This is a genomic window from Streptomyces sp. NPDC050658 (assembly GCF_044457025.1).
Classification (GTDB): domain Bacteria; phylum Actinomycetota; class Actinomycetes; order Streptomycetales; family Streptomycetaceae; genus Streptomyces.
In genome coordinates this window covers 277,815-302,204 of sequence record NZ_JBITGM010000005.1, presented here as the reverse complement: position 1 = coordinate 302,204, position 24,390 = coordinate 277,815, and the positions used below count along the sequence as shown (strand labels likewise).

The 24,390-nt window shown below is 70.3% G+C and carries 23 protein-coding genes and 2 tRNA genes; 14 read left to right on the top strand and 11 right to left on the bottom strand.

Going from position 1 to position 24,390, the window contains the following annotated elements:
• Positions 1-257: 257 nt before the first annotated feature.
• Positions 258-428, top strand: coding sequence for a hypothetical protein (locus ACIBKX_RS19700; RefSeq protein ID WP_363271552.1), 171 nt, complete (start codon positions 258-260; stop codon positions 426-428).
• Between the two features lie 80 nt (positions 429-508).
• Positions 509-1,597 carry a PDZ domain-containing protein gene (locus ACIBKX_RS19695; RefSeq protein ID WP_363271551.1) on the top strand — a complete coding sequence of 363 codons (1,089 nt, stop codon included), beginning with the start codon at positions 509-511 and terminating at the stop codon, positions 1,595-1,597.
• Positions 1,598-1,649: 52 nt separating this feature from the next.
• Here the strand turns inward: ACIBKX_RS19695 and ACIBKX_RS19690 are convergent, their stop codons facing one another.
• Entirely contained in the window at positions 1,650-2,192 is a 543-nt protein-coding gene (locus tag ACIBKX_RS19690; RefSeq protein ID WP_363271550.1) for a PPA1309 family protein, read from the bottom strand.
• A 180-nt stretch (positions 2,193-2,372) separates the two neighbouring features.
• Here ACIBKX_RS19690 and ACIBKX_RS19685 point away from each other — a divergent pair, with 180 nt between their 5' ends.
• The 4 genes from ACIBKX_RS19685 (at position 2,373) to ACIBKX_RS19670 (ending at position 7,811) form a co-directional block, all read left to right on the top strand.
• Complete coding sequence (locus ACIBKX_RS19685; RefSeq protein ID WP_363271765.1) at positions 2,373-5,324, top strand: UPF0182 family protein; 2,952 nt, start codon at positions 2,373-2,375, stop codon at positions 5,322-5,324.
• Between the two features lie 50 nt (positions 5,325-5,374).
• A tRNA-Met gene (locus ACIBKX_RS19680) sits at positions 5,375-5,448 on the top strand.
• A 220-nt stretch (positions 5,449-5,668) separates the two neighbouring features.
• Positions 5,669-7,474, top strand: coding sequence for a sel1 repeat family protein (locus ACIBKX_RS19675; protein WP_363271549.1), 1,806 nt, complete (start codon positions 5,669-5,671; stop codon positions 7,472-7,474).
• Positions 7,475-7,737: 263 nt separating this feature from the next.
• Positions 7,738-7,811: transfer RNA gene (locus tag ACIBKX_RS19670), tRNA-Met, on the top strand.
• 61 nt (positions 7,812-7,872) lie between these two features.
• Here ACIBKX_RS19670 and ACIBKX_RS19665 read toward each other — a convergent pair.
• The 4 genes from ACIBKX_RS19665 to ACIBKX_RS19650 all read right to left on the bottom strand — a co-directional run bounded on the left by ACIBKX_RS19665 (position 7,873) and on the right by ACIBKX_RS19650 (position 11,351).
• Complete coding sequence (locus ACIBKX_RS19665; protein WP_363271764.1) at positions 7,873-9,021, bottom strand: ABC transporter substrate-binding protein; 1,149 nt, start codon at positions 9,019-9,021, stop codon at positions 7,873-7,875.
• Positions 9,022-9,050: 29 nt separating this feature from the next.
• Positions 9,051-9,926: an ABC transporter permease gene (locus ACIBKX_RS19660; protein ID WP_363271548.1), complete on the bottom strand. Its 876-nt coding sequence runs from the start codon at positions 9,924-9,926 to the stop codon at positions 9,051-9,053.
• A complete protein-coding gene (locus tag ACIBKX_RS19655; protein WP_363271547.1) occupies positions 9,923-10,711 on the bottom strand; it encodes an ABC transporter ATP-binding protein in 789 nt (262 codons plus the stop codon). The genes ACIBKX_RS19660 and ACIBKX_RS19655 overlap by 4 nt, the downstream gene beginning before the upstream one ends.
• A 220-nt stretch (positions 10,712-10,931) precedes the next feature.
• Positions 10,932-11,351, bottom strand: coding sequence for a Fur family transcriptional regulator (locus ACIBKX_RS19650; RefSeq protein ID WP_363271546.1), 420 nt, complete (start codon positions 11,349-11,351; stop codon positions 10,932-10,934).
• Positions 11,352-11,504: 153 nt separating this feature from the next.
• Between ACIBKX_RS19650 and ACIBKX_RS19645 the strand changes: the two genes are divergently transcribed.
• Positions 11,505-12,956 carry a catalase gene (locus tag ACIBKX_RS19645; protein ID WP_363271545.1) on the top strand — a complete coding sequence of 484 codons (1,452 nt, stop codon included), beginning with the start codon at positions 11,505-11,507 and terminating at the stop codon, positions 12,954-12,956.
• Between the two features lie 64 nt (positions 12,957-13,020).
• Here ACIBKX_RS19645 and ACIBKX_RS19640 read toward each other — a convergent pair whose 3' ends face one another.
• Entirely contained in the window at positions 13,021-13,422 is a 402-nt protein-coding gene (locus tag ACIBKX_RS19640) for a CBS domain-containing protein (RefSeq protein ID WP_363271544.1), read from the bottom strand.
• Between the two features lie 181 nt (positions 13,423-13,603).
• Complete coding sequence (hisN, locus tag ACIBKX_RS19635) at positions 13,604-14,404, bottom strand: histidinol-phosphatase (RefSeq protein WP_363271543.1); 801 nt, start codon at positions 14,402-14,404, stop codon at positions 13,604-13,606.
• Positions 14,405-14,593: 189 nt separating this feature from the next.
• On the opposite strand from hisN, the gene ACIBKX_RS19630 reads away from it, so the two are divergent.
• Positions 14,594-15,208: a TetR/AcrR family transcriptional regulator gene (locus tag ACIBKX_RS19630; protein WP_363271542.1), complete on the top strand. Its 615-nt coding sequence runs from the start codon at positions 14,594-14,596 to the stop codon at positions 15,206-15,208.
• Between the two features lie 13 nt (positions 15,209-15,221).
• Here the strand turns inward: ACIBKX_RS19630 and ACIBKX_RS19625 are convergent, their stop codons facing one another.
• The 4 genes from ACIBKX_RS19625 to ACIBKX_RS19610 form a co-directional block, all read right to left on the bottom strand.
• A complete protein-coding gene (locus ACIBKX_RS19625; RefSeq protein WP_363271541.1) occupies positions 15,222-15,545 on the bottom strand; it encodes a multidrug efflux SMR transporter in 324 nt (107 codons plus the stop codon).
• A 109-nt stretch (positions 15,546-15,654) separates the two neighbouring features.
• On the bottom strand, positions 15,655-16,665 hold the full coding sequence (gene rsgA, locus ACIBKX_RS19620; RefSeq protein ID WP_363271540.1) for a ribosome small subunit-dependent GTPase A: 1,011 nt from the start codon (positions 16,663-16,665) through the stop codon (positions 15,655-15,657).
• Between the two features lie 15 nt (positions 16,666-16,680).
• Complete coding sequence (gene aroA / locus ACIBKX_RS19615) at positions 16,681-18,018, bottom strand: 3-phosphoshikimate 1-carboxyvinyltransferase (RefSeq protein WP_363271539.1); 1,338 nt, start codon at positions 18,016-18,018, stop codon at positions 16,681-16,683.
• 41 nt (positions 18,019-18,059) lie between these two features.
• Positions 18,060-18,782, bottom strand: a complete 723-nt coding sequence (locus tag ACIBKX_RS19610) for a M50 family metallopeptidase (protein WP_363271538.1) — start codon at positions 18,780-18,782, stop codon at positions 18,060-18,062.
• 49 nt (positions 18,783-18,831) lie between these two features.
• Between ACIBKX_RS19610 and ACIBKX_RS19605 the strand changes: the two genes are divergently transcribed.
• From ACIBKX_RS19605 to ACIBKX_RS19580, 6 genes are all read left to right on the top strand, one after another.
• Positions 18,832-19,647, top strand: a complete 816-nt coding sequence (locus ACIBKX_RS19605) for an SOS response-associated peptidase (RefSeq protein WP_363271537.1) — start codon at positions 18,832-18,834, stop codon at positions 19,645-19,647.
• 1 nt (position 19,648) lies between these two features.
• On the top strand, positions 19,649-20,302 hold the full coding sequence (locus tag ACIBKX_RS19600; protein ID WP_399375840.1) for an alpha/beta family hydrolase: 654 nt from the start codon (positions 19,649-19,651) through the stop codon (positions 20,300-20,302).
• 221 nt (positions 20,303-20,523) lie between these two features.
• Complete coding sequence (locus tag ACIBKX_RS19595) at positions 20,524-21,186, top strand: sigma-70 family RNA polymerase sigma factor (protein ID WP_363271536.1); 663 nt, start codon at positions 20,524-20,526, stop codon at positions 21,184-21,186.
• Positions 21,183-21,473: a mycothiol system anti-sigma-R factor gene (gene rsrA, locus ACIBKX_RS19590; RefSeq protein WP_363271535.1), complete on the top strand. Its 291-nt coding sequence runs from the start codon at positions 21,183-21,185 to the stop codon at positions 21,471-21,473. Before ACIBKX_RS19595 ends, rsrA begins: the two co-directional genes overlap by 4 nt.
• A gap of 217 nt (positions 21,474-21,690) precedes the next feature.
• Entirely contained in the window at positions 21,691-23,031 is a 1,341-nt protein-coding gene (locus ACIBKX_RS19585) for an HD-GYP domain-containing protein (protein ID WP_363271534.1), read from the top strand.
• The gene (locus tag ACIBKX_RS19580; RefSeq protein ID WP_399375839.1) at positions 23,028-24,260 is read left to right on the top strand and encodes an HD-GYP domain-containing protein; all 1,233 of its coding nucleotides are present in this window, start codon (positions 23,028-23,030) and stop codon (positions 24,258-24,260) included. The genes ACIBKX_RS19585 and ACIBKX_RS19580 overlap by 4 nt, the downstream gene beginning before the upstream one ends.
• The last annotated feature ends 130 nt before the right edge of the window (positions 24,261-24,390 follow it).

Here is a 24,390-nt window from a genome sequence, read left to right as displayed (position 1 = left end):
ACACGGTCGGCGGACGGAGTCCGACGCGGTCGGTCGAAGCCTGGGAGGCCCGCCAGGGCCGAGCAGTGCGAGAGCGGCCATCAGGAATTGGGTCGGCCAGGAGGAGTGGGCCGGGGCCTGCTGAGTGCCCCGGGTCCGCGGCGCTTGGCCCGGCGCCTCCGGTTGCGTAACCCGACCCCTGGCGTGAGCGTTGACTGTGCGGATGGTTAATCTGCTGATCAGTCAGTTGCGGTCGCTCATGGGGTCGGGAGGTCGACATGGCATCACTTGCCTGGTTGCTGATTCCGCTTGCGGCGGCTGTCGGTGCGGGACTGTGGGGCGGCTGGGCCACCCGTAACCGCAAGTCGGGCAAGACCGGTGACGTGACCGAGCTGAACGGCTACGCGGCCTTCCGCGAGGCGATGGAGAAGTCCCACTCCGGGACGTGATCGGTGGGTGTACGGGCCCCGGCGCCCGTACGGACCGGCCCCAGGGGTGCACTGACAGGCAGGTCCCGTACTGTCGTTCCATGCCACGCCGCACCGCGACGATGCTCGCCTCCACCCTGATGCTGATCGCGCTGCTCTGCGCGGGAGTCCTCATCAAAGTGCCGTACTCGGAGATGTCCCCGGGCCCCACGGTGAACACCCTCGGCGACCACGGCGGCGAGCCGGTGCTGCAGATCTCCGGCCACAAGACCTATCCGACGACCGGTCACCTCAACATGACGACGGTCCGGGTCACCAGCGCCGACTACAACATGAACATCGCCGAGGCCGTCTACGGATGGCTGGCCCACGACAACATCGTCGTACCGCACGACACCCTCTACCCGGACGGCAAGACCGAGCAGGAGTCGACCCAGGAGAACGCCGAGGAGTTCAGCCAGTCCCAGGAGAGCGCCAAGGTCGCGGCGCTGCGGGAGCTGGACATCCCGGTGAAGTCCCAGGTCGTCGTCTCCACCGTCTTCAAGAACAGCCCGGCCGAGGGCAAGCTGCACGCCGGTGACGTCATCAAGAAGGTCGACGGCACGCCCGTGAAGGAGATGACGGACGTCGCCAAGCTGGTCACGAAGCACAAGCCGGGCCAGGACGTCGTCTTCAGCGTCGTCCCCGTCAAGGAGGCCGCCGCCGCCGAGAAGGCCGGCAAGGAGGCGACGCGGACGGACGACATCAGGATGACCACGGAGAAGGCGAAGGACGGCCGCGCGATCGTCGGCATCCAGGCGGGCACCGACCACACCTTCCCGTTCACCATCGACATCAAGCTCGCCGACGTCGGCGGCCCCAGCGCCGGTCTGATGTTCGCGCTCGGCATCGTCGACAAGCTCACGCCGAACGACCTCACCGGCGGCAAGTTCGTGGCCGGCACCGGCACCATCGACGACAACGGCAAGGTCGGCCCGATCGGCGGCATCGGGATGAAGACCGTCGGCGCACGCGACAAGGGCGCCGAGTACTTCCTCACCCCGAAGGACAACTGCGCCACCGCCGCCAAGGACATCCCGGACGGGCTCACCCTGGTCAAGGTGAACACCATCGACGACGCGGTGGACGCACTCAAGGACATCCGCAAGGGCGACACCGCGGACCTCCCGAAGTGCACCGCCAAGAGCTGACGGACGGGTACGCCGCCGGAGCACCCGGCGGCGTACCCGCATGACCGCCGCGTTACTCGGCGAACGTCGCCGCCAGCGCGTCCGCGAGCCCCGGGACCAGGTCCGAGCCCGTGAGGACCTCCGTGGGCGAGTCCTTCTCGCGCAGCCGGATCGCCGCCTCGCGCGCACCGTCACGGAGCACCGCGACCGTCATCCGGACCTCCTGGCGCTCCGGGTGCTGCGCCACCCACTTCGCGAGCTTGCCCTCGCTGAGCCCCTCGGGGACCGAGGCCTCGGCGGACGGCGGCAGCATCAGGCGCTCCACCGTGAGGGCGCAGCCCGCCACCGCGTCCGGCCAGGCGATGGTGCCGAGGAACTCGTCGAGCGGCTTCCCCTCGGGAAGCTCCTCCTGCTCGATGGGGGTCAGACCGGAGTCCTCCGGGGAGTCTTCGAGGCCGAGCTGGGCGGCGAGGCCGGGTTCTTGGGTGCGCAGTCGCGCCGTGTCGACGAGCGCGAAGAGGCGGGCGGGACGGTCCCAGCCCAGGCCGGACGCGTACTCGTCGATCTCGAGAACGGCACGGGTGAGGGGGCTCGCTGCCATGGGAGTGTTGGACATGGTCACAATCCTGCCTCGTTAGTCCCGAGAAACGGGAACCGAGTAAAGCGTGAGTAAGTTGCATAGGTGTGGGTCCGAGATCACGGGGCCCTGACGGACCAACAGCCAGCCATGGCTGGACAACACCGAATCAACACCGAATCAACAGCGAACTTCGAGGTGCGCACCTTGGCTTTCCAGATGCCGGACCGCGGCGGAGGCCCGACGGGGCCACGGATCAGAGTGGGCCGACCGTCCCGGCGTGTCCGGACCCTGCTCATGACACTGGGCATCCTGGCCGTCCTGGCCATGGTGTTCGTCATGTTCGCGGGGTTCTGGACGGACTGGCTGTGGTACCGCTCGGTCAATTATTCGTCGGTCTTCACGACGACCCTGTGGACCAAGATCGGCCTGTTCTCCGTCTTCGGCCTGCTCATGGCGGCCGCGGTCGGCGTGAACATCTGGCTGGCGCACAGGCTGCGCCCGCCGCTCAGCGCCATGTCGATGGAGCAGCAGAGCCTCGACCGGTACCGCATGAGCATCGCCCCGTACAAGAAGTGGCTGCTGCTCGGCATCGCCACGCTGGTCGGCCTGATCGCGGGCGCGTCCGCCGCGGGCCAGTGGCGCACGTGGCTGATGTGGGTGAACGGCGTCTCCTTCGGACAGAAGGACCCGCAGTTCCACATGGACGTGTCGTTCTTCGCGTTCGACCTGCCCTGGTACCGCTTCCTGCTCGGCTTCGGCTTCGCGGCCACCGTGCTCTCCCTGATCGCCGCCGCCCTCACGCACTATCTGTACGGCGGTCTGCGCATCACCAGCCCCGGGGCGCGGGCGACCGCGGCCTCCACCGGGCACCTCTCGGTGCTGCTCGGCATCTTCGTGACGCTGAAGGCGGTGGCGTACTGGCTCGACCGGTACGGACTCGCGGTGAAGTCCAGCGACTTCAAGGCGACGGGCAACTGGACGGGTCTGCGCTATGTGGACGCGAACGCGTACCTGCCGGCGAAGACGATCCTGTTCTGCATCGCCGTCATCTGCGCGCTGCTGTTCTTCGCGACGCTGTGGCGCCGCACCTGGCAGCTGCCGGTCATCGGCTTCGGCCTGATGGTGCTCTCCGCCATCCTGATCGGCGGGCTCTACCCGGCCATCGTCCAGAAGTTCCAGGTCCAGCCGAACGAGCAGGCCAAGGAAGCGCCGTACATCGAGAAGAACATCAAGGCGACGCGCGACGCGTACGGCATCAGCGGTGTGAAGCCCGAGGACTACAAGGGCGCGGGCAAGGCCGACGAGGACCCGAAGGGCAAGCGCGCGGACGCGGACTCGGCGGCGAACTACCGGCTGAACGACCCGAACATCGTCTCGCCGACGTTCCAGCAGCTGGAGCAGGAGCGCGAGTACTACCGCTTCCCCAAGACCCTGGACGTGGACCGCTACAACGGCCAGGACACCATCGTCGGTCTGCGTGAGCTCAGCCTCGACCGGCTGGACAAGCGCAACTGGATCAACGACCACTTCGCCTACACCCATGGCTACGGAGCGATCACGGCCAAGGGCACGGAGACGAAGAAGGGCTCCAAGGGCGCCCCGGACTTCACCTCGTCCGGCCTCCCGACCACCGGCAGCCTCGGTGAGTACGAGCAGCGGATCTATTACGGCGAGAAGACGACCCAGTACTCGATCGTGGGCGGGCCCCAGAAGGAGCTCGACTACGAAGAGGACGGCGGCGGCCAGAAGACCTACAGCTACAAGGGCGACAGCGGGGTCAATCTCTCCAACCCGTTCAACCGCGCCGCGTACGCCGTGTCGTTCGGCGAGCCGCAGATGCTCTACTCCGGAGCGATCGGCGAGGGCTCGCGGATCCTCTACAACCGCACGCCCAAGGAGCGCGTCGAATCGGTGGCCCCCTGGCTGACGATCGACGGCGACGCCTACCCGACGGTGGTCAACGGCAAGATCCAGTGGGTCGTCGACGCCTACACGACCACCAACGGCTATCCGTACGCCTCGCGCACCACGCTCGGCGACACGACGGCCGACTCGCTCTCCGAGGCCGACAACCAGCGTGCGGTGGTGGCCCAGCAGAACCAGGTCAACTACATCCGCAACTCGGTGAAGGCGACGGTCGACGCGTACACCGGTGAGGTCAAGCTCTACACCTGGGACGAGAAGGACCCGGTCCTGAAGACCTGGAAGAACGCCTTCCCGGGCACGGTCAAGGACAAGAGCGAGATCCCCCAGGCGCTGATGGACCACCTGCGCTACCCGCAGGACATGTTCAAGGTCCAGCGCGAGCTCCTGACGCTCTACCACGTCACGGACGCCGGTCAGTTCTACAACGCGTCCGACGCCTGGCAGGTGCCGAACGACCCGACGAAGAAGGACAACAGCGCGGTCCCGCCGTACTACCTGTCCATGAAGACACCGGGTGCGGCCGAGAAGCAGTTCTCGCTGACGACGACGTTCACACCGAGCGGACGCCCCAACCTACGGGCGTTCATGACGGTCGACGCCGACGCGACGAGCAAGAACTACGGCTCGATGCAGCTCCTGAGAGTCACCGGCGACGTCGACGGACCCGAACAGGTCCAGAACAAGCTGAACTCGATGACGGAGGTCGGCAACTTCGTCCGGGACATGAAGGGCGCCGACTCCGACGTCCTCTACGGCAATCTGCTGACCGTGCCACTGGACGACGGTTTCTTGTACGTCGAACCCGTCTACGTCCAGGGACGCAAGTCGGCCTATCCGCTCCTCAAGAAGGTGGCCGTGTCGTACGGCACGGAGACCGTCTTCGCCGACTCCTTGAGCGAGGCGCTCAACCAGGTCTTCGGAGTCGACGGTGGCACCAAGCCGCCACCGGACGAAGGCGACGAGGAGAAGCCCGACCAGCCGCCGAAGACCGGCGATCCCACGGTCCAGGCAGCCCTCGACGACGCGCAGACGGCGTTCGAGGACGGCCAGCAGGCCATGAAGGACGGCGACTGGAAGGCCTACGGCGAAGCGCAGGAGAAGCTCGAGGACGCCCTGCAGCGAGCCGAGGACGCCCAGGCGGAGGCCGACAAGAAGGGCGACAAGAACGCCGAGGGCGCCGACAAGAACGGGGAGAGCGCAGACAAGAACCCCGACAAGAACGGGGACAAGAACGGCGGCTGACCAGCCGCGCAGCACCCATCCCGCGCCGTGGTACGGTTGCAGCACAACGGCGCGGGGTGGAGCAGCTCGGTAGCTCGCTGGGCTCATAACCCAGAGGTCGCAGGTTCAAATCCTGTCCCCGCTACTAGAAGGCGAAGGCCCGGATCCTTATCGGATCCGGGCCTTCGTCGTGTGTGCGTGGGGTCCGTGGCGGCGTGCGCTGTTCTGTGCGAAGCGTGCTCCGGCCGGGGGGAGTTGGGGAATCTGTGTTTCACTTATCTCTCTGTGGGCATGTCGACAAAACGCTGAAGTGACCTCACTGGCTGCGGTATACCAGGTGTACCCAGGTTGCAGGTGGTGCGACGATGGACGTTATGGGGGACAAGGCAACTCTGTTGGAGACAGGGCGGTTTGTGCAGCCGGCCGACCGGGAGGATCCCGGGGCGGCCGCCGAAGAAATGCGTCATCGGCTGGCCGCCGAGGCCGGAGACGTCGACGCGATGAGTGTTCTCGGGAGCCTGCTGCTGCGCCGCGGCGATCTCGACGGGGCCGAATCCCTGCTGCGCGCGGCGACCGCGGAGGGCGACCGCGCCGCGGCCAACAACCTCGGTGTCCTGCTCCACCAGCGGGGGTACGCCGATGAGGCGGCCGGCTGGTGGCGCGTTGCCGCCGTCGCCGGTTCCGCCGCGGCCGCGCACGCGCTCGGGCGCCACCACCGCGAGCGCGGTGACGAGCCGGCGGCCGAGTACTGGCTGCGGCAGTCCGCCGAGCAGGGCCACGCCCTCGGTGCGTACGCCCTCGCCGATCTCCTGGAGCACCGGGGCGACGTCGGTGCCGAGCGCTGGATGCGGGCCTCGGCCGAGCGCGGGCACCGCGAGGCGGCGTACCGCATCGCGCGCGCCCTCGACCGGCGTGCGGCGGCCGAGCGCGCCGACCGCGCGGACGACGACGGGGTGCGCAAGGCGGCCGACGAGGCCGAGCAGTGGTACCGCCAGGCGGCGGCGCGCGGCCACCGGCGTGCCGCGCTGCACCTCGGCGCGATCCTGGAGCAGCGCGGCGACCTGAAGGAGGCCGGCCGCTGGTACCTGAACTCCGCGAAGGACGGCGAGGCCCGCGCCGCCTGCGCCCTCGGCTTCCTGCTGCGGGACGCGGGCGACGAGGAGAGCGCGGCCGTCTGGTGGCTGAAAGCAGCCCAGGACGGCGACGGCAACGCCGCGAACGCGCTCGGCGCGCTGCATGCCGAGCGGGGCGAGACGCAGACCGCCGAGCGGTGGTACCGGGCCGCCATGGACGCGGGCGATGTGAACGGGGCGTACAACCTCGGCCTGCTCTGCGCCGAGCAGGGGCGGACGGCCCAGGCCGACCAGTGGTACCGCCGTGCCGCGTACGCCGGTCACCGCGAGGCGGCCAACGCGCTGGCCGTGCTGCTGCTTCAGGGCGGTGACGCGGCGGGCGCCGAGCCGTGGTTCTCCAAGGCGGCCGAGGCGGGCAGCGTCGACGCGGCCTTCAACCTCGGGATCCTGTACGCGTCCCGTGACGACGAGGACGCGGCGCTGCCCTGGTACGAGCGGGCGGCGGCGGCCGGGCACACGGAGGCGGCGCTCCAGGTCGGTACGGCGCGGCTGCGCGAGGGCGACGAGCAGGACGCCGAGCGGCATCTGCGCTGTGCGGCGGGTGGTGGCAGTGCGGAGGCGGCGTACCGGCTCGGCACCGTGCTGGACGCGCGGCGGGCCGCTGCGGGGCCCCCGGCGCTGGGTGAGCCGGCTGCGGAGAAGACCGAGTGTGAGGAGTGGTACGAGCGGGCCGCCTCGCAGGGGCATCGGCGGGCTCAGGTGCGGGTCGGGATGCTGGCGGCCGGGCGCGGGGATGTCGTGGAGGCGGCGCGTTGGTACCGCCTCGCGGCGGAGGCGGGGAGTCGGAACGGGGCGTTCAACTTGGGGCTGCTGCTGGCCCGTGAGGGGAGCGAGCCCGAGGCGGCGCTGTGGTGGACCCGTGCGGCTGATGCGGGGCATGGGCGTGCGGCGCTGCGGTTGGCGTTGCTTTACGCTCGCCGAGGGCAGCTGGTCGAGGGGCAGCGGTGGGCTTCCAGGGCTGTCGACCTTGGCCCCGCTGAGGTTTCCGAGCGGGCGGCGCGGTTGCGCGAGGCGCTTCAGCAGGAGCTGACGGCGTAGCGCCGCCTTCGCTGGTTCCGTCTGGCGGCTGTCGGGCGGGTGCAGGCCGGTGGGTGGGCTGTGCCCACCCGTTCCGCCCTGCGGAACGCCTGCCCACAGCCGGGGCAGCGAAGAGGGCGAGCGTCTGCGGCTGTGCCCACCCGTTCCGCCCTGCGGAACGCCTGCCCACAGCCGGGGCGGCGAAGAGGGTGAGCGTCTGCCCGCAGCGTGCGCAGAGTGGATTTGCGCTGGTCGTGGGGGTGACGTAAGGTTGGGTTCACCGACGCGGGGTGGAGCAGCTCGGTAGCTCGCTGGGCTCATAACCCAGAGGTCGCAGGTTCAAATCCTGTCCCCGCTACTGAAGGCCAAGGGCCGGAAGCTTTTCGAGGCTTCCGGCCCTTGGTGTATCCCGAGTGGGGCTATGACGTGTGGCCCACCGCCTCCTCGTACAACCTGCGTTCCACCGCCTTGGACTCCGGCACCTTCTCGCCCTTCGCGACGCCCGCCGCCTCGTACGCGTCCTGCAGCCGGTCCGTCGTCCCCGCGCGGATCTCCCAGTCCATGCGGAGTGACGGAGTCGACTTCAGGACCGCCTCGTCGGTCTTCAGGAGCTTGGCCAGTTCGGAGACGAAGGCCTTGTCCGCCTTGTAGTCGGCGGGGAAGTACGTGTTCACCGTCCTGATGTAGGCGCGGAGCAGCGCTACGCCCGCGTCCGGGTCCTCCGTCAGGAGATTGGGGCCGAAGAGCAGGCCGCCGAGGGGTTCGGCCTGGGGCTGGCCGCCCAGGAAGGCGTACCGTTTGTCGCCGTCGACCTTGCGCCAGACCGGGTCGAGCAGCCAGGCGGAGTCGGTGCCGCCGTTCTGCAGGGCGGTCAGCACGTCCGCCGAGCCGAGCTGCTGGAACTGGATCTTGTCGAGGCCGCCGCCGTGCTTCTTCAGGGCCTTGCCCATGGGGTACGAGATGACAGAGCCCTTGCCGATCATGGTGCCGAGTTTGCGGCCGGCCATCGGGACGTGGTCCGCGCTCTCGCCCTCCTTCAGCTTCACCCAGAGCCCGCTCTTGGACTTCGGGTCGGGGGAGAAGTTCCCCGCCGCCCATTTGATGGTGAAGCCGCCGGTGATGCCGTTCATGACGGCGGCCTCCGGGGCGGCCCACTGGGCGTCGATGTCGCCCTTGGCGAGGAGCGGGAGCGCTTCGGGGGTCGGCAGGACCTTGAGGTGGACGTCCAGGCCCTCCTTCTTGAACTCGCCCTTCTGGACGGCCATTTGGAGGGGCGCGACATACTCCGCGCTCAGCGTGCCGGTCGCGATGGTCAGGCTGCGTTCCTTCTTGAGGGGCTGCGGTGCGGGCGCGCCCTTGGCGCAGCGGGCCGGCTTCCGGGTCGCGGCCAGGTCCGCCGGATCCGTCCAACTGCCCTTGCCGCAGCCGGGAACAGCCTTGATCGTGCGGGGCTTGGTGGCCGGCGAGGAGTCCGTGGTGTCGTCCTCCTTCGCGCAGCCCGCGGCGGCGAGCAGCGAGCCCGCGAGGAGGAGTGTGGTCAGGGCGGTGGTGCGGGTGCGGCTGCGCATGGGGCCTCCGAGCACATTCGTACGTACGGTCATGACTGGCTTCTGCCGCGGTCGCGCGGGGCCCACGGCGTGAGCAACCGGCCCGCGATCCGCACCAGTTCGGAGAAGACGACGCCGAGGACGGCGACGCAGACGATGCCGACGAACATCACGTCGTTCTGGAACAGCGCCCGTGAGTCGAAGATGAGGTGGCCGAGGCCGTCCGCCGCCGCGATCTGCTCGGAGGCGACGATCACCAGGACCGCGACACCGGCCGCGATCCGCGCGCCGACCAGGACCGCGGGGAGCGAGGCCGGCAGCAGGACATGGCGGAACATCTGCCACGGCGACGCGCCGAAGACCTGGCCCGCGTCGCGGTGGCCCGACGGCACGGCGAGCACCGCCGCCATGGTCGAGATCCAGATGAAGAAGAAGACCGTGGTCGCGACGAGCGCGATCTGCGGGCCCTCTCCGAGGCCGAACATGTTCAGGAAGACGGGGAGGAGCGCCAGCTTCGGTACGACGTACAGGGCGTCCAGGAGCGGTTCGAGCGCGGCGCGTACGACGGAGAGCGAGCCCATGAGGAGGCCGAGGGCGTAGCCCGTGACCGTGCCGATCGCGTATCCGGCGAGGACGCGTTTGAGCGTGGCCCAGACGTCGGGCCACAGCTCGCCGTCCGCCGCGCGCTGCCAGCCGTCCTCGATGATCGTCTGGGGTGCGGGGTAGACGCGGTCGTCGATCCAGCCTTGCGTGGCGGCGAGTTGCCAGAGCAGGACCAGGGCGAGCGGGACCGCTGTCGCGAGGCCGATCTCCAGGGTGCGGCGTCTGCGGTGGGTGCGGGCGGGGTGCAGTTCCTGCGGGCCCGGTCTGCGGACGAGTACGCCGTCCTCGGGGGCCGGCGCCTTGCGCGGGGTGGCCGTCGTCATGCCGGGACCGCCTCGTCCTCGCGGACCACCTCGCCGCGCAGCAGGTCCCACAACTCGCCCTTGAGGGCGGTGAATTCGGGGGTGGTGCGGACGTCTCCGGTGCGGGGCCTCGGGAACGGCGGGCGGCGTTCGGCGATGATGCGGCCGGGGCGGGCCGACATCACCAGGACCCGGTCGCCGAGGACGATCGCCTCTTCGAGGCTGTGGGTGATGAAGAGGGTGGTGGTGCGGGTGGTCTGGGTGAGGTCGAGGAGTTCGTCCTGGAGGATGGTGCGGAGCTGGGCGTCCAGGGCCGCGAAGGGCTCGTCCATCAGGAGGATCTCGGGCTCCACGGCGAGGGCTCGGGCGATGGCCACGCGCTGGCGCATGCCGCCGGAGAGGGTGGCGGGGTAGGCGTCGGCGAAGTCCGCGAGGCCCAGGCGGGTGAGCAAGGCCGTGGCTCGGGCGTTCGCCTCGCGGCGGGGGACCTTCTGGATGTCCAGGCCGAATCTGACGTTGGCCTGGACGGTCTTCCAGTCGTAGATGCCGTAGTCCTGGAAGATCATTGCGGCGGGGCGCTGCGTGGCTGTGCGGATCTTCAGCTCGCCCCTGCTGGGGCGCAGGAGGCCTGCGGCTATGCGGAGGAGTGTTGATTTTCCGCAGCCGGAAGGGCCGACTATGCAGGTGAATTCGCCGGGGGCGATGTTCAGGTCTACCGGGCCTAGGGCCTCTACGGCTTTGGCGCCGCGGCCGAAGGTTCTTGTCACTGCGTGGGCTTCTAGTTTCGGAGGGTGCGGATCTCCCACGGGCATCTCCTTGCGGAGGGCAGGCGGATGTTGGGCGCCGCCGAGAATATGACGCACCGTCAGTTCTTGGAAGGGGTCTGTCCTGGCCGGGATTCGCTGTTGTCTGCGGACCGTGGTCGTTCTGTGCCCACCCGTTCCGCCCTGCGGAACGCCTGCCCACAAACCACGGCGGCCCCGGCATCAGGAGATGCCGGGGCCGCCGTGAACGTACGAAGAAGTGTTACGCCGCCGCCGCGCAGCTGGGGCAAGTCCCCCGGTACGTGACCTCTACTCCCTCGACCGTGAAGCCGAAGCGTTCCGAGTCGGGGAGGGTCGTCAGGGGGTTGCCCGTGGGGTGGACGTCTCGGATCGCGCCGCACTTGGCGCAGACGAGGTGCTGGTGGGGCGTGTGCGCGTTCGGGTCGTACCGCTTCGCCCTGCGGTCCGTCGAGACCTCGAGGACCTCGCCGAGGGTCACCAGCTCGCCCAGCGTGTTGTACACCGTCGCCCGGGAGATCTCGGGCAGCTTGTCCACCGCGCGGGCGTGCACCTCGTCGGCCGTCAGGTGGACGTGCTCGCCGTCGAGGACCTCGGCCACGACGCGCCGCTGTGCGGTCATGCGCCAGCCGCGTCCGCGCAGTCGCTCCAAGAGGTCACTCATAAGGATCAGCCTAACAGAGAGGGGGACCAGGTCCCGAACGAGTGTGACTTTGGATGCCTGCTTGACTTAGACAATGTCTATCGTAGGATCGAGTACGGCGAAAGCCAAGGGACAGGTCTGCAGGACAAACGCAGCAATACGCAGGAGGCGCACGTGACGCAGGGACCGCTCACTACGGAGGCCGGCGCGCCGGTCGCGGACAACCAGAACAGCGAGACCGCGGGCGTCGGCGGGCCGGTGCTCGTCCAGGACCAGCTGCTGCTCGAGAAGCTCGCGCACTTCAACCGCGAGCGCATCCCGGAGCGCATCGTGCACGCCCGCGGCGCCGGTGCGTACGGCACCTTCACGCTCACCCGTGACGTCTCGCAGTGGACCCGCGCGAAGTTCCTCTCCGAGGTGGGGAAGCAGACCGAGACGTTCCTGCGGTTCTCCACCGTCGCGGGCAACCTCGGCGCGGCCGACGCCGTGCGCGACCCGCGCGGCTGGGCGCTGAAGTTCTACACCGAGGAGGGCAACTACGACCTCGTCGGGAACAACACCCCGGTCTTCTTCATCAAGGACGCCATCAAGTTCCCGGACTTCATCCACACGCAGAAGCGCGACCCGTACACGGGCTCGCAGGAAGCGGACAACGTGTGGGACTTCTGGGGGCTCAGCCCGGAGAGCACCCACCAGGTGACCTGGCTCTTCGGCGACCGCGGCATCCCCGCCACGTACCGCCACATGAACGGGTACGGCTCGCACACGTTCCAGTGGAACAACGAGGCCGGCGAGGTCTTCTGGGTCAAGTACCACTTCAAGACGGACCAGGGGATCAAGAACCTCACCGCCGAGGAGGCCGAGGTCCTCGCGGGCAAGGACCCCGACTCGCACCAGCGCGACCTGCGCGAGGCCATCGAGCGCGGCGACTTCCCGAGCTGGACCGTGCAGGTGCAGATCATGCCGGCGGCCGACGCGGCGGAGTACCGCTTCAACCCGTTCGACCTCACCAAGGTGTGGCCGCACGAGGACTACCCGCCGATCGAGATCGGCAAGCTGGAGCTCAACCGCAACCCGGAGAACATCTTCGCCGAGGTCGAGCAGGCGATCTTCTCGCCCGCGCACTTCGTGCCGGGCATCGGTCCCTCGCCCGACAAGATGCTTCAGGGCCGGCTCTTCGCCTACGGCGACGCGCACCGCTACCGCGTCGGCATCAACGCCGACCACCTGCCGGTGAACCGCCCGCACGCCACCGAGGCGCGCACCAACTCGCGTGACGGCTTCCTGTACGACGGCCGCCACAAGGGCGCGAAGAACTACGAGCCGAACTCCTTCGGCGGCCCGCACCAGACGGACCGGCCGCTGTGGGTGTCCAGCGCCGTCACCGGCGGCACCGGCAACCACGCCGCCCCCTCGCACGCCGAGGACAGCGACTTCGTACAGGCGGGCAATCTCTACCGTCTGATGTCCGAGGACGAGAAGGCGCGCCTGATCGACAACCTCGCGGGCAATATCGCGGGGGTCTCGCGCGACGACATCGCCGAGCGCGCGATCAACAACTTCCGTCAGGCGGACGGTGACTTCGGCAAGCGTCTGGAGGCCGCGGTCCAGGCCCTGCGCGGCTGACCAGGTCTTGTCGTAGGGAGAAAGGGCGGGCCGGATCCCCTCGGGGGTCCGGCCCGCCTTCCGTTCATCCCGCCGTGGCCGGCGTGCCCCTGCGGCTCGGTGCCCAGCAGCGGGTGATGTCGCGCACGGAGACGATGCCGACCGGTTCGTTGCCGTCCAGCACGATCAGGTGCCGGAAGCCGCCGTGCGTCATGGCGTCCGCGGCCTCCTCCAGGGTCCACGCCGGGGTGGCGAAGACGACGTCGGTCGTGGTGTGCGTGCCCGCCGTCTCGAAGTCGGGGTTCTGACCCCGGCCCACCGAGTTGAGGACGTCGCGCTCGGTCAGGATTCCCAGGCCGTAGGTGTCGGGGTCGAGGACCACGGCCGCGCCGACGTGGCGTGCCGACATCAGCCGGGCGGCCTGGCGCAGGGTGTGGGCGGGGCCGATGGTCAGGACCATCGTGCTCATGGCGTCGCGGACGAGCATGGGCTTGAGCCACCTCCTGGGTGGAACTGGGTGGATCGCCACGAGAAGCGATTCACAAGTTCACAAGTGGGGGGACTCTCAGAGTCGCAGCCTTGCGCGGAGGCAACAAGAGGGCGCGCGCCGCTGCTTCAGGGCGCGCGCCGCTGTGGCGTACGCCGTCAGTGGCGTCGCTTGAGGTGTGTCAGTACCGCTGGTTGAGGTAGCCGAGCAGCTCGTCGTGGAGCAGGCCGTTCGACGCCGCCGCGTTGCCGCTGTGCGGGCCCGGCGTGCCGTCGAGGCCGGTGAAGCTGCCGCCCGCCTCCGTCACGACGATCGCGGTCGCCGCCATGTCCCACAGCGACAGCTCCGGCTCCGCGCAGATGTCCACCGAGCCCTCGGCGACCATCATGTACGGCCAGAAGTCGCCGTAGGCACGGGTGCGCCAGACCGCGCGCTGCAGGTCCATGAACCCGTCGAGGCGGCCCTGCTCCTCCCAGCCCGTGAGCGAGGAGTACGCGAACGAGGCGTCCTGCAGCCGCGACACCTTCGAGACCTGCAGCCGGGTCGCCGAGGTCAGGCTGCGCCCGGTGTAGGCGCCGCCGCCCTTCGCCGCCCACCAGCGACGGCCGAGGGCGGGCGCCGACACGACCCCCACCACCGGCTGATAGCCGCCCTCGCCCGCCTCCATCAGCGAGATCAGCGTCGCCCAGACCGGCACTCCGCGTACGTAGTTCTTGGTGCCGTCGATCGGGTCGATCACCCAGCGGCGCGGGCCCGTGCCCTCGATGCCGTACTCCTCGCCGAGGATCGCGTCCCGCGGCCTCGCGCGCTGCAGCGAGGTGCGGATCAGCTCCTCGGCCGCCTTGTCGGCCTCGCTGACCGGCGTCATGTCCGGCTTGGTCTCGACTTTCAGGTCGAGGGCCTTGAACCGGTCCATCGTCGCGGCGTCGGCGGCGTCCGCGAGGACATGGGCGAGACGCAGATCATCGTGGTAGTCGGGCATGGGTGAACAGTATCGATCTCGTTCTGGCTGAGCCACAGCGCCGTATGTCCGGGCCGGTGCGCACGCTGACGTATCCGGTGCGGGGTCGCGCCGGAGCTATTGACAGTGCCCCCGAGCGCGTCAACTCTGGCCGCAGAGCCGCTACGGCTGCTTGCGCGGCCTCGGCTGCTCCGGCCCATGGAGGCGACCATGCCCGCAGCACGGGAATCCTTACTGGACGCGGCCTACACGGCGCTCGCCCGCCGCCCCTGGCCGGGAGTGCGCATGGTGGACGTCGCGGCCGTGGCCGGGGTGTCCCGGCAGACCCTCTACAACGAGTTCGGCAGCAAGGACGGTCTCGCCCGCGCCCTGCTCCGGCGCGAGACCGACGTCTATCTGCACGGCGTGGAGCGTGCCCTCGCCACCGAGGGCGGCCCCGTGGAACGGCTCGCCGCCGTGAGCGCCTGGACGATCGGCGCCGCACGCGGAAACGCCCTGGTGCGCGCCATGCTCACCGGCTGCTGGAGCGAACGGCTGCCCGCGCCGAGCCGCCCCGGAATCTCCTCCTCGCCCGTACCGGCCCAGCGTCGCGCGGACGCCGGCGTGCCGACCCCGGTCGAACTGCTCGCCCTCGTACGCGACAAGGCGGTCCACGCGCTGAACGGCAGGGCCCGGCCCAAGGAACCCATCAAAGACGACGCGCTGGCCACCGCCTGCGAGAGCGCCGTGCGCATGGCGCTGTCGTACGTCATCGCGCCCGCACCCGGCGGCGAGGATCCGGTGGAGCTGGTGCGCGGCGTCCTCGGCCCCTGGAGCGCGGCCTGAGCACCGCGCGGTGTCAGTGCGCGCCGCCCGACAGCTGCAGTCCGATGACGCCGACGATGACCAGCGAGATGGAGACGAGCTTGAGGGTGGAGACCACGTCCCCCAGGAAGATCATTCCGTAGATCGCGGTGCCCGCGGCGCCGATGCCCGTCCACACCGCGTACGCCGGACCCACGTCGAGCTTGCGCAGGGCCAGCGTGAGGAGGCCGAAGCTGCCGAGCGCGAAGGCGGCGAAGGTGATGGTCGGCCAGAGCCGGGTGAAGCCGTGCGACAGTTTCAGACAGACCGCGAAACCGGTCTCCAGGAACCCTGCGACGATGACCAGCAGCCACGCCATGTATCTGCCTCCCGCAACTGTACGTTCCGTGACCGCTTCGTCTGGCTTGGATCGGGCTTGGTGCGATTATGCACTTGCCACTGGGCGCGGACCGCAAACAACGGGGAGGTCAGTCGCCGTCGCGTCGCTCCCGCGTTGCGAGCAGCCTTCGCAGTGAGTAGAGACGCGCGGGGTCCGCGTTTCCCTGAGCCACCCATTCGTCGAGCGCGCAGTCCGGCTCGTCGTGGCTGCACGCGCGCGGGCAGCCCTCCGTGCCCTCCTCCAGGTCGGGGAAGGCGTGGATGACGCGGGACGGGTCGACGTGGTGCAGTCCGAAGGAGCGGACGCCCGGAGTGTCGATCACCCAGCTGTCCGAGCCCTCCAGGGGCAGCGCGAGGGCGGACGTGGTGGTGTGGCGGCCGCGGCCCGTGACCGCGTTGACATGGCCCGTCGTGCGCCGCCGGTCCTCCGGCACGAGCGCGTTCACCAGCGTCGTCTTGCCCACTCCGGAGTGGCCGACGAACGCGGTGACCTTCCCTTCGAGCAGCTCCCGCACCTGCGCCAGCTCCGCGCCGTCGGTGAACTCCTCGCGGCTGGTGACGACATAGGGCACGTCGAGCGTCGCGTACGTCTCCAGGATCTTGTCCGCCGACGCCAGGTCCGACTTGGTCAGGACGAGGATCGGCTCCAGACCGCCGTCGTACGCCGCCACGATGCACCGGTCGATGAGGCGCGGGCGCGGCTCGGGGTCGGCGAGCGCGGTGACGATGGCGAGCTGGTCGGCGTTGGCGACGACCACCCGCTCGTAGGGGTCGTCGTCGTCCGCCGTGCGCCGCAGCACCGACGTACGCGGCTCGATGCGCACGATCCGCGCGAGGGTGTCCTTCTTGCCGGACAGATCCCCGACGACCGCGACCCGGTCCCCGACCACGGCGGCCTTGCGGCCCAGCTCGCGGGCCTTCATCGCCATCACGATCCGGTCGTCGACCAGGACGGTGAGCCGGCCCCGGTCGACGGTGAGGACCATGCCCTCGGCCGCGTCCTCGTGCTTGGGCCTGATGTGGGTGCGGGGGCGGTTGCCCTTGCGGTTGGGGCGGACGCGGATGTCGTCCTCGTCGGGGTTCTTGCCGTAGCGACGCATGTCTGGATCAGCCCGTCAGTTCCCGAGCATTCCGGTCCAGAGCTCGGGGAAGTCCGGGAGCGTCTTCGCCGTCGTCGCGACGTTCTCGATCTGCACGCCCTCCACCGCGAGGCCGATGATCGCGCCCGCGGTCGCCATGCGGTGGTCGTCGTACGTGTGGAAGATCCCGCCGTGCAGCCGGCGCGGGCGGATGTGCAGTCCGTCGGCCGTCTCCGTGACGTCACCGCCCAGTTCGTTGATCTCCTTGGTGAGCGCTGCCAGGCGGTCCGTCTCGTGGAGGCGCAGATGGGCGACGCCGCGCAGGGTGGAGGGGGAGTCGGCCAGGGCCGCGACGGCCGCGATGCCCGGGGTGAGCTCGCCGACCTCGCTCAGGTCCACGTCGATGCCGTGGATCGAGCCGGAGCCGGTGAACACCAGGCCCTGCTCGGTCAGCTCACAGGAACCGCCCATCTCGGTGAAGATCTGCCGCAGCGCGTCACCGGGCTGAGTGGTGTGCGCGGGCCAGTCCGGGATCGTGACCGTGCCGCCGGTGACCAGGGCCGCCGCCAGGAACGGCTGGGCGTTGGAGAGGTCGGGCTCGACGACCAGGTCACGGCCGAGCAGCGCGCCCGGCGTCACCCGCCAGACGTTCGGCTCGCCGCCCGCCTCCGGGGTGTCCACCTGGGCGCCGACCGCGCGGAGCATGTCGACGGTCATCCGGATGTGCGGCATCGAGGGCAGCGCGGAGCCGGTGTGCCGGACCTCGACGCCCTGGTTGAAGCGCGGGCCCGAGAGCAGCAGGGCGCTCACGAACTGGGAGGACGAGGAGGCGTCGATCTCGACCGGGCCGCCGTCGATGCCACCGCCGCCGTGCACGGTCAGCGGGAGCGCGCCGCGGCTGTCGTCGTCGATCCGGGCGCCGAGGGCGCGCAGGCCGTCGATCACGCCGTGCAGCGGCCGCTCGTAGGAACGGGGGTCGCCGTCGAAGCGGATCGGGCCGTCGGCCAGGGTCGCGACCGGCGGCAGGAAGCGCATGACCGTGCCCGCGTTGCCGACGTCGACCGTGGCCGGGCCGTGCAGACCGGAGGGGATGATCCGCCAGGCCTCGCCGGAGCCGTCCGGACCGCCCGCGGCGGAGCTGGAGGAGACGGTCTCCTCGATGCCGACGCCCATGGCGCGCAGGGCGCCCGCCATCAGGAGCGTGTCGCGGGAGCGCAGCGGGCGGCGCAGCCAGCCGGGCTCGGCGGCGAGCGCGGCGAGGACCAGGGCACGGTTGGTGACCGATTTGGATCCGGGCACATGGACCGTCGCGGCGACGGCTCCGCTCGCGTGCGGGGCTGGCCAGAGGGTGCTGTGCGCTGGGTTCACGGTCATGCCCCCACTTTAGTGGCAGACAGCGGAGCGGTCGTTGCTGCTCAGAGGCCGAGCAGCCAGCGTCCGCCGCCTATCAGCGAGCACAGCGAGACGGCGTGGAAGAGGAAGAGCCACATCCCCGCGGGGACGTTCGTGAGCCGCGACAGCTGGTCCGCGTCCGAGTCGCCGGCGCCCCCGCGCCTGCGCTTGGACTGCAGCTCGAAGGCGGGACGTACGCCGCCGAGCAGCAGGAACCACACCACCAGGTACGCGAACGCCGCCTGCACGTCCGTGTCCGCCAGCCACGAGACCAGCAGGAAGGTGCCGCCGGTGACGACCACGGTGAGCGCGCCGTACGCGTTGCGGATCATCACCAGCATCGCGACAAGCAGCGCGGTGGCGATCCACAGCAGGGCCGTGATGCGGTCGGCGGCGAGCAGCGCGGCGCCGCCGAGGCCGAGCAGCGGCGGCGCGGTGTAGCCCGCGGCGGCGGTGAGGATCATGCCGATGCCGGTCGGCTTGCCCCGGCTGACGGTGAGGCCGCTGGTGTCGGAGTGCAGCCGGATGCCGTCGAGGCGACGCCCCGTCAGCAGCGCGACCAGGCCGTGGCCGCCCTCGTGCGCGATGGTGATCGCGTTGCGGGCGACGCGCCAGACGCCGTGCGGGACGACGACGGCGAGGGCGGCGACACCGGCCGCGATCACCAGCCACTGCTCGGGCGCCGACTGCGTACCGAAGACCCGGTCCCAGAGATCGGCCAGGCTGGCGGATGCGGTGCTTTCCATTGCTGGGACGGCTCCCTCGGGTTGTACGCGGTCTGGCAGTCTGGCACGTATGTGCGGACGGTATGCATCGAGTCGTAGGCCCGAGGATCTCGCAGGAATCTTTGAGATCGAGAAGTGGGAGCCCGAAGAGGCACTGGCCCCCGATTTCAACGTGGCCCCCACCAAGGAGGTCTACGCGGTCCTGGACCGCCCTCTGAAAGACGCCGACGACCGCCGCCCGGTTCGCCAGCTGCGCACCCTCAAGTGGGGTCTCGTGCCCTCCTGGGCCAAGACGCCCGAGGGCGGCGCCCGGATGATCAACGCGCGCGCCGAGACCGTCTACGAGAAGCCCTCCTACCGCAGGGCCTTCGCCGCCCGCCGCTGCGTCATCCCCGCCGACGGCTACTACGAGTGGGTCACCGCCGCCGGGGAGCGCGAGCTGGAGGTCGAGGGCAAGAAGAAGCGCCCCCGCAAGCAGCCGTACTTCGTGACCCCGGCGGACGGCTCGGTCTTCGCCATGGCGGGCCTGTACGAGTTCTGGCGGGACAAGACGCTGCCGGACGAGCACCCCCTCGCCTGGTGGGTGACCTGCACGGTGATCACCACGGAGGCGGAGACCACACCCCTGGCCGTCGCGCCGGAGGAAGGGCCGCGCTCCCTCGCCGACATCCACCCCCGGATGCCGCTGATGCTGACCCCGGACCGCTGGGACGCCTGGCTCGATCCGTCGCGCACGGACGTCGACGACCTGCGCCCGCTCCTGGAGCCGCCGCCGCACGGCCTGATGCGGGCCTACCCGGTGTCGACGGCGGTCAGCAACGTACGCAACAACGGGCCGGAGCTGCTGAAGGAGCTGGAGGGACCGGAAGAGGGCACACTCTTCTGACGTGACCAAGCAAGCGATCAAGAGCGAGATCGTCCCGACCGACGCCGGCGACGCGAGGATCACGTGGCACCCGGCTCCCAAGAAGAGCGCGCGCCTCGTGCTCGCCGTCAGCCATGGCGCCGGCGGCGGCATCGAGGCCCGTGACCTGCGGGCCATCGCCGCCGCCCTGCCCGCGCACGGCGTGACCGTCGCCCTCGTCGAGCAGCCCTGGCGGGTGGCCGGCAAGAAGCTGGCGCCCGCGCCGAAGACGCTGGACGTCGGCTGGCGCGGCCTGTGGCCCGCGCTCGCCAAGCCCGGCCTCCCGGTGATCGCGGGCGGCCGCAGCGCCGGTGCCCGCGTCGCCTGCCGCACCGCGACCGAGCTGGGCGCCGTCGCCGTACTGGCCCTGAGCTTCCCGCTGCACCCGCCGGGCAAGCCGGAGAAGTCACGGGCGGACGAACTGCTCGGGGCCGGGGTGCCCACACTCGTCGTCCAGGGCGGCAACGACCCCTTCGGAAAGCCCGCCGAGTTCCCGGAAGGGACGTACGAGATGGTCGAGGTGCCCTTCGGCGATCACGGGTTCGCGATCCCGAAGCGGGCGGAGAGCACCGAGGCCGAGGCCATGAGGATCATCACGGACGGCGTCACACGGTGGACGGGAATGTTGGCCGGGTGACCTCTGTTGTGCGGAACAGACGTCAAACGCTGTTCGTACGAGAGGGAGTCCGCCGCATGGGTTCGACCATCTGCCCGAGCCGCACCAGTGCCTCTGACCTGGAGTGGACGGTGCTGAGCGCGCCCAAGACCGCTCCTATTCGAGCGGCGGCGGGACCGGATCGTCGTCTATCCTCCGATTCGAGTGGGGCTGCTTTCGGTCTCACCACGTCTTTGGAGGAGGTGGGTCCGGTCACTGGGACCGACGCAGGGACCGAGAACGGCCAGGCGCAGCCCGAGGAGACGTCGGCGGAACGGACGGCTCGCTTCGAGCGGGACGCCCTGGGCTTCCTCGACCAGATGTACTCGGCGGCGCTGCGCATGACGCGCAACCCGGCGGACGCGGAGGACCTGGTGCAGGAGACCTACGCGAAGGCGTACGCGTCGTTCCACCAGTTCCGCGAGGGCACCAACCTCAAGGCCTGGCTGTACCGCATCCTCACCAACACGTTCATCAACTCCTACCGCAAGAAGCAGCGCGAGCCCCAGCGCAGCGCCGCCGAGGAGATCGAGGACTGGCAGCTCGCACGCGCCGAGTCGCACATGTCCACCGGTCTGCGCTCGGCCGAGTCGCAGGCGCTCGATCACCTGCCGGACTCGGACGTGAAGTCCGCGCTGCAGGCGATCCCCGAGGAATTCCGCATCGCCGTCTATCTGGCCGACGTAGAGGGCTTTGCGTACAAGGAGATCGCGGACATTATGGGGACACCCATCGGTACGGTGATGTCCCGACTGCACCGGGGCCGTCGCCAACTGCGCGGCATGCTCGAGGACTACGCCCGCGAGCGAGGGCTGGTCCCGGCGGGTGCCGGGGAGTCGAACGGAACGAAAGGCTCAGGCTCATGAGCTGCGGAGAGCCGCACGAGACTGACTGCAGTGAAGTCCTGGACCATCTCTATGAGTTCCTGGACCACGAGATGCCGGACAGCGACTGCACCAAGTTCGAGACGCACTTCGAGGAGTGCTCTCCGTGCCTGGAGAAGTACGGCCTCGAGCAGGCCGTGAAGAAGCTGGTGAAGCGCTGCTGCGGCCAGGACGACGTGCCCGTCGACCTGCGGGCCAAGGTCATGGGACGGATCGACCTGATCCGCTCGGGCGAGACCGTCCCGGAGCATGACGTGACGGAGGCGTGAGCTTCCGGTAGCCGAACCGGACGAGTTTCCGACAGGCCGCGACGGTGATCCGTCGCGGCCTGTCCGCGTCTGTGCCGCCTGCCGTCCGCTGTCTGTCCACCGTCACTCGTACGTGCCAATTTCCGCACGGGGGGCTCGGATCGGCGGGTCCGCGTTCTAGTCTCCGGACCTTGGAACGTCGTCCGGGGGGACGGTCACGGGGGAGGGAGACAGCGCCATGCGGACCATCGCTCCGTGGGCCCGTGCCTACATCCTGTGCGCCGCTCTGGGCGCCGCCGCCTGTGCCGCGCCGGCGCTGACGGCGCGCACGCCGTGGGCCGCGCTCGGGCTGCTCGCCGCGCTGTACGCCGGGTGCGAGCAGATCACGCGGTGCCGGGTCATCGGCCGCAGGGCGCCGAACGGCCTCGGCACGTTCTTTCCGGTGCTGCTCGCCGCCGTGTTCCTGCTGCCGCCCGCCGCGGCGGCGCTGGTCGCGGTGCCGGGGGCGCTGCTCGCGCGCGTGGAGCGCAATCCCCGGTGGGTGCGCCGGGTCTGGCGGGCCGCACAACTCGCCCTCGCCGCCTGTGCGTCGGCGTGGGCGTACGGGGTGTGCGGGGGGCACGCGGCGGTGGCGGCGGCGGACTTTCCGTACGCCCTCGTGCCGGCCGGAGCGGCCGTCCTCGCCTTCTCCGTCGTACTGACCGTCCTGGACGGCGGCATCCTGGCGGCGGCGGAACGGGTGCCGGTGCGGGCCGCGTGGCGAGGGCTCTTCCCGCGGTCGTTCGCGCCGGTCGCGGTGCACGGCCTCGCCGGGCTGATGATGGCGGTCCTGTGGCGCAGCCCCTACGGGCCGCTGGCCGCGCTGCTCGTGCTGCTGCCGATGGGCGTCTCCTGCTGGGTGTTCGCGCAGTACCACCGCGAGCGGGCCGCCCATCAGGCCACGATCAGGGCGCTCGTGCAGGCCGTCGACATCAAGGACCGGTACACCCGCGGGCACAGCGAGCGGGTGGGGCGGGCCTCCGTGATGATCGCCCGCGAGCTGGGGATGGCGGACGAGCGGATCGAGAGCCTGCGGTTCGCCGGGATCCTGCACGACGTCGGCAAGCTGGGGGTGCCGACGCGGCTGCTGCGCAAGGACGGGCCGCTGACGCCCCAGGAGCGGCGGGTCATCGAACTGCATCCCGAGTACGGGCACGAGATGGTGCGGGGGATCGGGTTTCTCGGGGAGGCGCGGGCGGCGATCCTGCATCACCACGAGCGGATCGACGGGAGCGGGTATCCGTACGGGCTCGTGGGGCGGCAGATTCCTGAGTTTGCGCGGGTGGTGGCCGTGGCGGACGCGTTCGACGCGATGACGTCCACGCGGTCGTACCGGCGGGGGCGGCCGGTCGCTGCCGCTATGGCCGAGCTTTCCCGGTGCGCGGGGGCGCAGTTCGATCCCGTCATGGTTGCCGCCTTGCAGCGGGCGCTGGAGCGGTACGGGTGGAACCCGGAGGTCACCGCTGACGTCGCCGGGGTGCCGGCGCCCCGGCGGGGGGCTTCGGACGTACCTGCGGCGCCGGGGGCGGGAGCGCGGTGAGGGCCGCTCCCGCCCGGGTGACGGCGTTGGTATACGGCGCTGCCGGGCTGCTCACGCTCCTCTCCCTCGGCTGGACCCTCTGGCACGGCGTCGTCGAAGGAGGCATCGCGCTGGCCTTCGGGGGGCTTGTCGCTGTGGGGGAGCTGGTTCGGTGGGGGACCGGGGGGAGTGACCGGGAGCCCGCGCCGCTCGGGGCCGCGGGGGCGCTCGCGTACGCGCTGCTGGGGGAGATCGGGGGGCGGGCCACGCACCACGGGGTGCTGCAGGTGATCGCCGTCGTGGTCGCCGCCGCGCTCGTCGGCGCCGTACCGCATGTGGCGCTCGGCAAGGGGCCCGCCCTGGACCATGTGGCGCGGCGGGTGCTGACCGTCGGGTTCGCCGCGGCCTGCTTCCAACCGCTGTACAACGCGGGCAAGTTGGAGGAGTGGGTGGGCAAGGGCCCCGCCTTCGCGGCCGTCATCGTCGCGCTGCTCGTGCTGACCGCGCTCTGCGACGCGGTGCTCGCCGCGGCCATGGCGCACGCCCGCACCGGCTGGCCCTTCGGCCCGATCCTGCGGGACGAGCTGCGGGGCATGCTCGGCATCGGGTCCGCCGTGTGCGCGACCGGCGCGGTGATGGCGCTCGCGGTGGCCGTGGCGGGGCTCTGGGCGCTGCCCGTGTTCAGCCTCCCGCTGCTGCTCACCCAGCTCTCCTTCCGCCGGTACGCCGCCGTACGGACCACCTATCGGCAGACCATCGCCTCACTCGCGCGGGCCACCGAGATCGCCGGATACACCCCGCAGGGCCACGCCCGCCGGGTCGCGGCGCTCAGCCGGGCCGTGGGGCGCGAGCTGGGGCTCTCCGAGCCGGACCTCGCCGTCCTGGAGCACGCGGCGCTGATGCACGACATCGGGCAGCTCTCCCTGGTCGACCCCGTCCCCGCGGGGGCCACCGCGGTCCTCCCGGAGGCCGAGCAGCGGCGCATCGCGCTGCTCGGGGGCGCGGTGGTGCGGCAGACGGGGGTGGACGGGGACGTCGCCCTCGTCGTGGAGCGGCAGGCCGATCCGTATCGCGATCAGCCGCTCACGGCCCGTATCGTGCGTACGGCGAACGCGTACGACGAGATGGCGCGGGGAGAAGGGCCTGGAGGCCCGCTCAACGCTCTGGAGAGACTCAGGCTGGCCACAGGTCACGACTATCAGCCTGAGGTCGTGGAAGCCCTGGCCAGGGTGCTCGCGAGGGGGAAATAGCGGTGTCCCCGCAGGGCCGTGGGCGGGTGGGCGTGACCGCGTGCCCGCTGGGTAACCCATGGGTAATGAGCGGCCGTCCGACCGTACGTGGTTGGATGCGAAGAGGCCCTCGAACACAGCAGGAACTACA

Bases quoted from the DNA above. Each gene is read 5' to 3' on its own strand.
- ACIBKX_RS19700 (WP_363271552.1), top strand. From the start codon at position 258: ATGGCATCACTTGCCTGGTTGCTGATTCCGCTTGCGGCGGCTGTCGGT.
- ACIBKX_RS19695 (WP_363271551.1), top strand. From the start codon at position 509: ATGCCACGCCGCACCGCGACGATGCTCGCCTCCACCCTGATGCTGATC.
- ACIBKX_RS19690 (WP_363271550.1), bottom strand. From the start codon at position 2,192: ATGTCCAACACTCCCATGGCAGCGAGCCCCCTCACCCGTGCCGTTCTC.
- ACIBKX_RS19685 (WP_363271765.1), top strand. From the start codon at position 2,373: ATGCCGGACCGCGGCGGAGGCCCGACGGGGCCACGGATCAGAGTGGGC.
- ACIBKX_RS19675 (WP_363271549.1), top strand. From the start codon at position 5,669: ATGGACGTTATGGGGGACAAGGCAACTCTGTTGGAGACAGGGCGGTTT.
- ACIBKX_RS19665 (WP_363271764.1), bottom strand. From the start codon at position 9,021: ATGCGCAGCCGCACCCGCACCACCGCCCTGACCACACTCCTCCTCGCG.
- ACIBKX_RS19660 (WP_363271548.1), bottom strand. From the start codon at position 9,926: ATGACGACGGCCACCCCGCGCAAGGCGCCGGCCCCCGAGGACGGCGTA.
- ACIBKX_RS19650 (WP_363271546.1), bottom strand. From the start codon at position 11,351: ATGAGTGACCTCTTGGAGCGACTGCGCGGACGCGGCTGGCGCATGACC.
- ACIBKX_RS19640 (WP_363271544.1), bottom strand. From the start codon at position 13,422: ATGCTCGTCCGCGACGCCATGAGCACGATGGTCCTGACCATCGGCCCC.
- hisN (WP_363271543.1), bottom strand. From the start codon at position 14,404: ATGCCCGACTACCACGATGATCTGCGTCTCGCCCATGTCCTCGCGGAC.
- ACIBKX_RS19630 (WP_363271542.1), top strand. From the start codon at position 14,594: ATGCCCGCAGCACGGGAATCCTTACTGGACGCGGCCTACACGGCGCTC.
- ACIBKX_RS19625 (WP_363271541.1), bottom strand. From the start codon at position 15,545: ATGGCGTGGCTGCTGGTCATCGTCGCAGGGTTCCTGGAGACCGGTTTC.
- rsgA (WP_363271540.1), bottom strand. From the start codon at position 16,665: ATGCGTCGCTACGGCAAGAACCCCGACGAGGACGACATCCGCGTCCGC.
- aroA (WP_363271539.1), bottom strand. From the start codon at position 18,018: ATGACCGTGAACCCAGCGCACAGCACCCTCTGGCCAGCCCCGCACGCG.
- ACIBKX_RS19610 (WP_363271538.1), bottom strand. From the start codon at position 18,782: ATGGAAAGCACCGCATCCGCCAGCCTGGCCGATCTCTGGGACCGGGTC.
- ACIBKX_RS19605 (WP_363271537.1), top strand. From the start codon at position 18,832: ATGTGCGGACGGTATGCATCGAGTCGTAGGCCCGAGGATCTCGCAGGA.
- rsrA (WP_363271535.1), top strand. From the start codon at position 21,183: ATGAGCTGCGGAGAGCCGCACGAGACTGACTGCAGTGAAGTCCTGGAC.
- ACIBKX_RS19585 (WP_363271534.1), top strand. From the start codon at position 21,691: ATGCGGACCATCGCTCCGTGGGCCCGTGCCTACATCCTGTGCGCCGCT.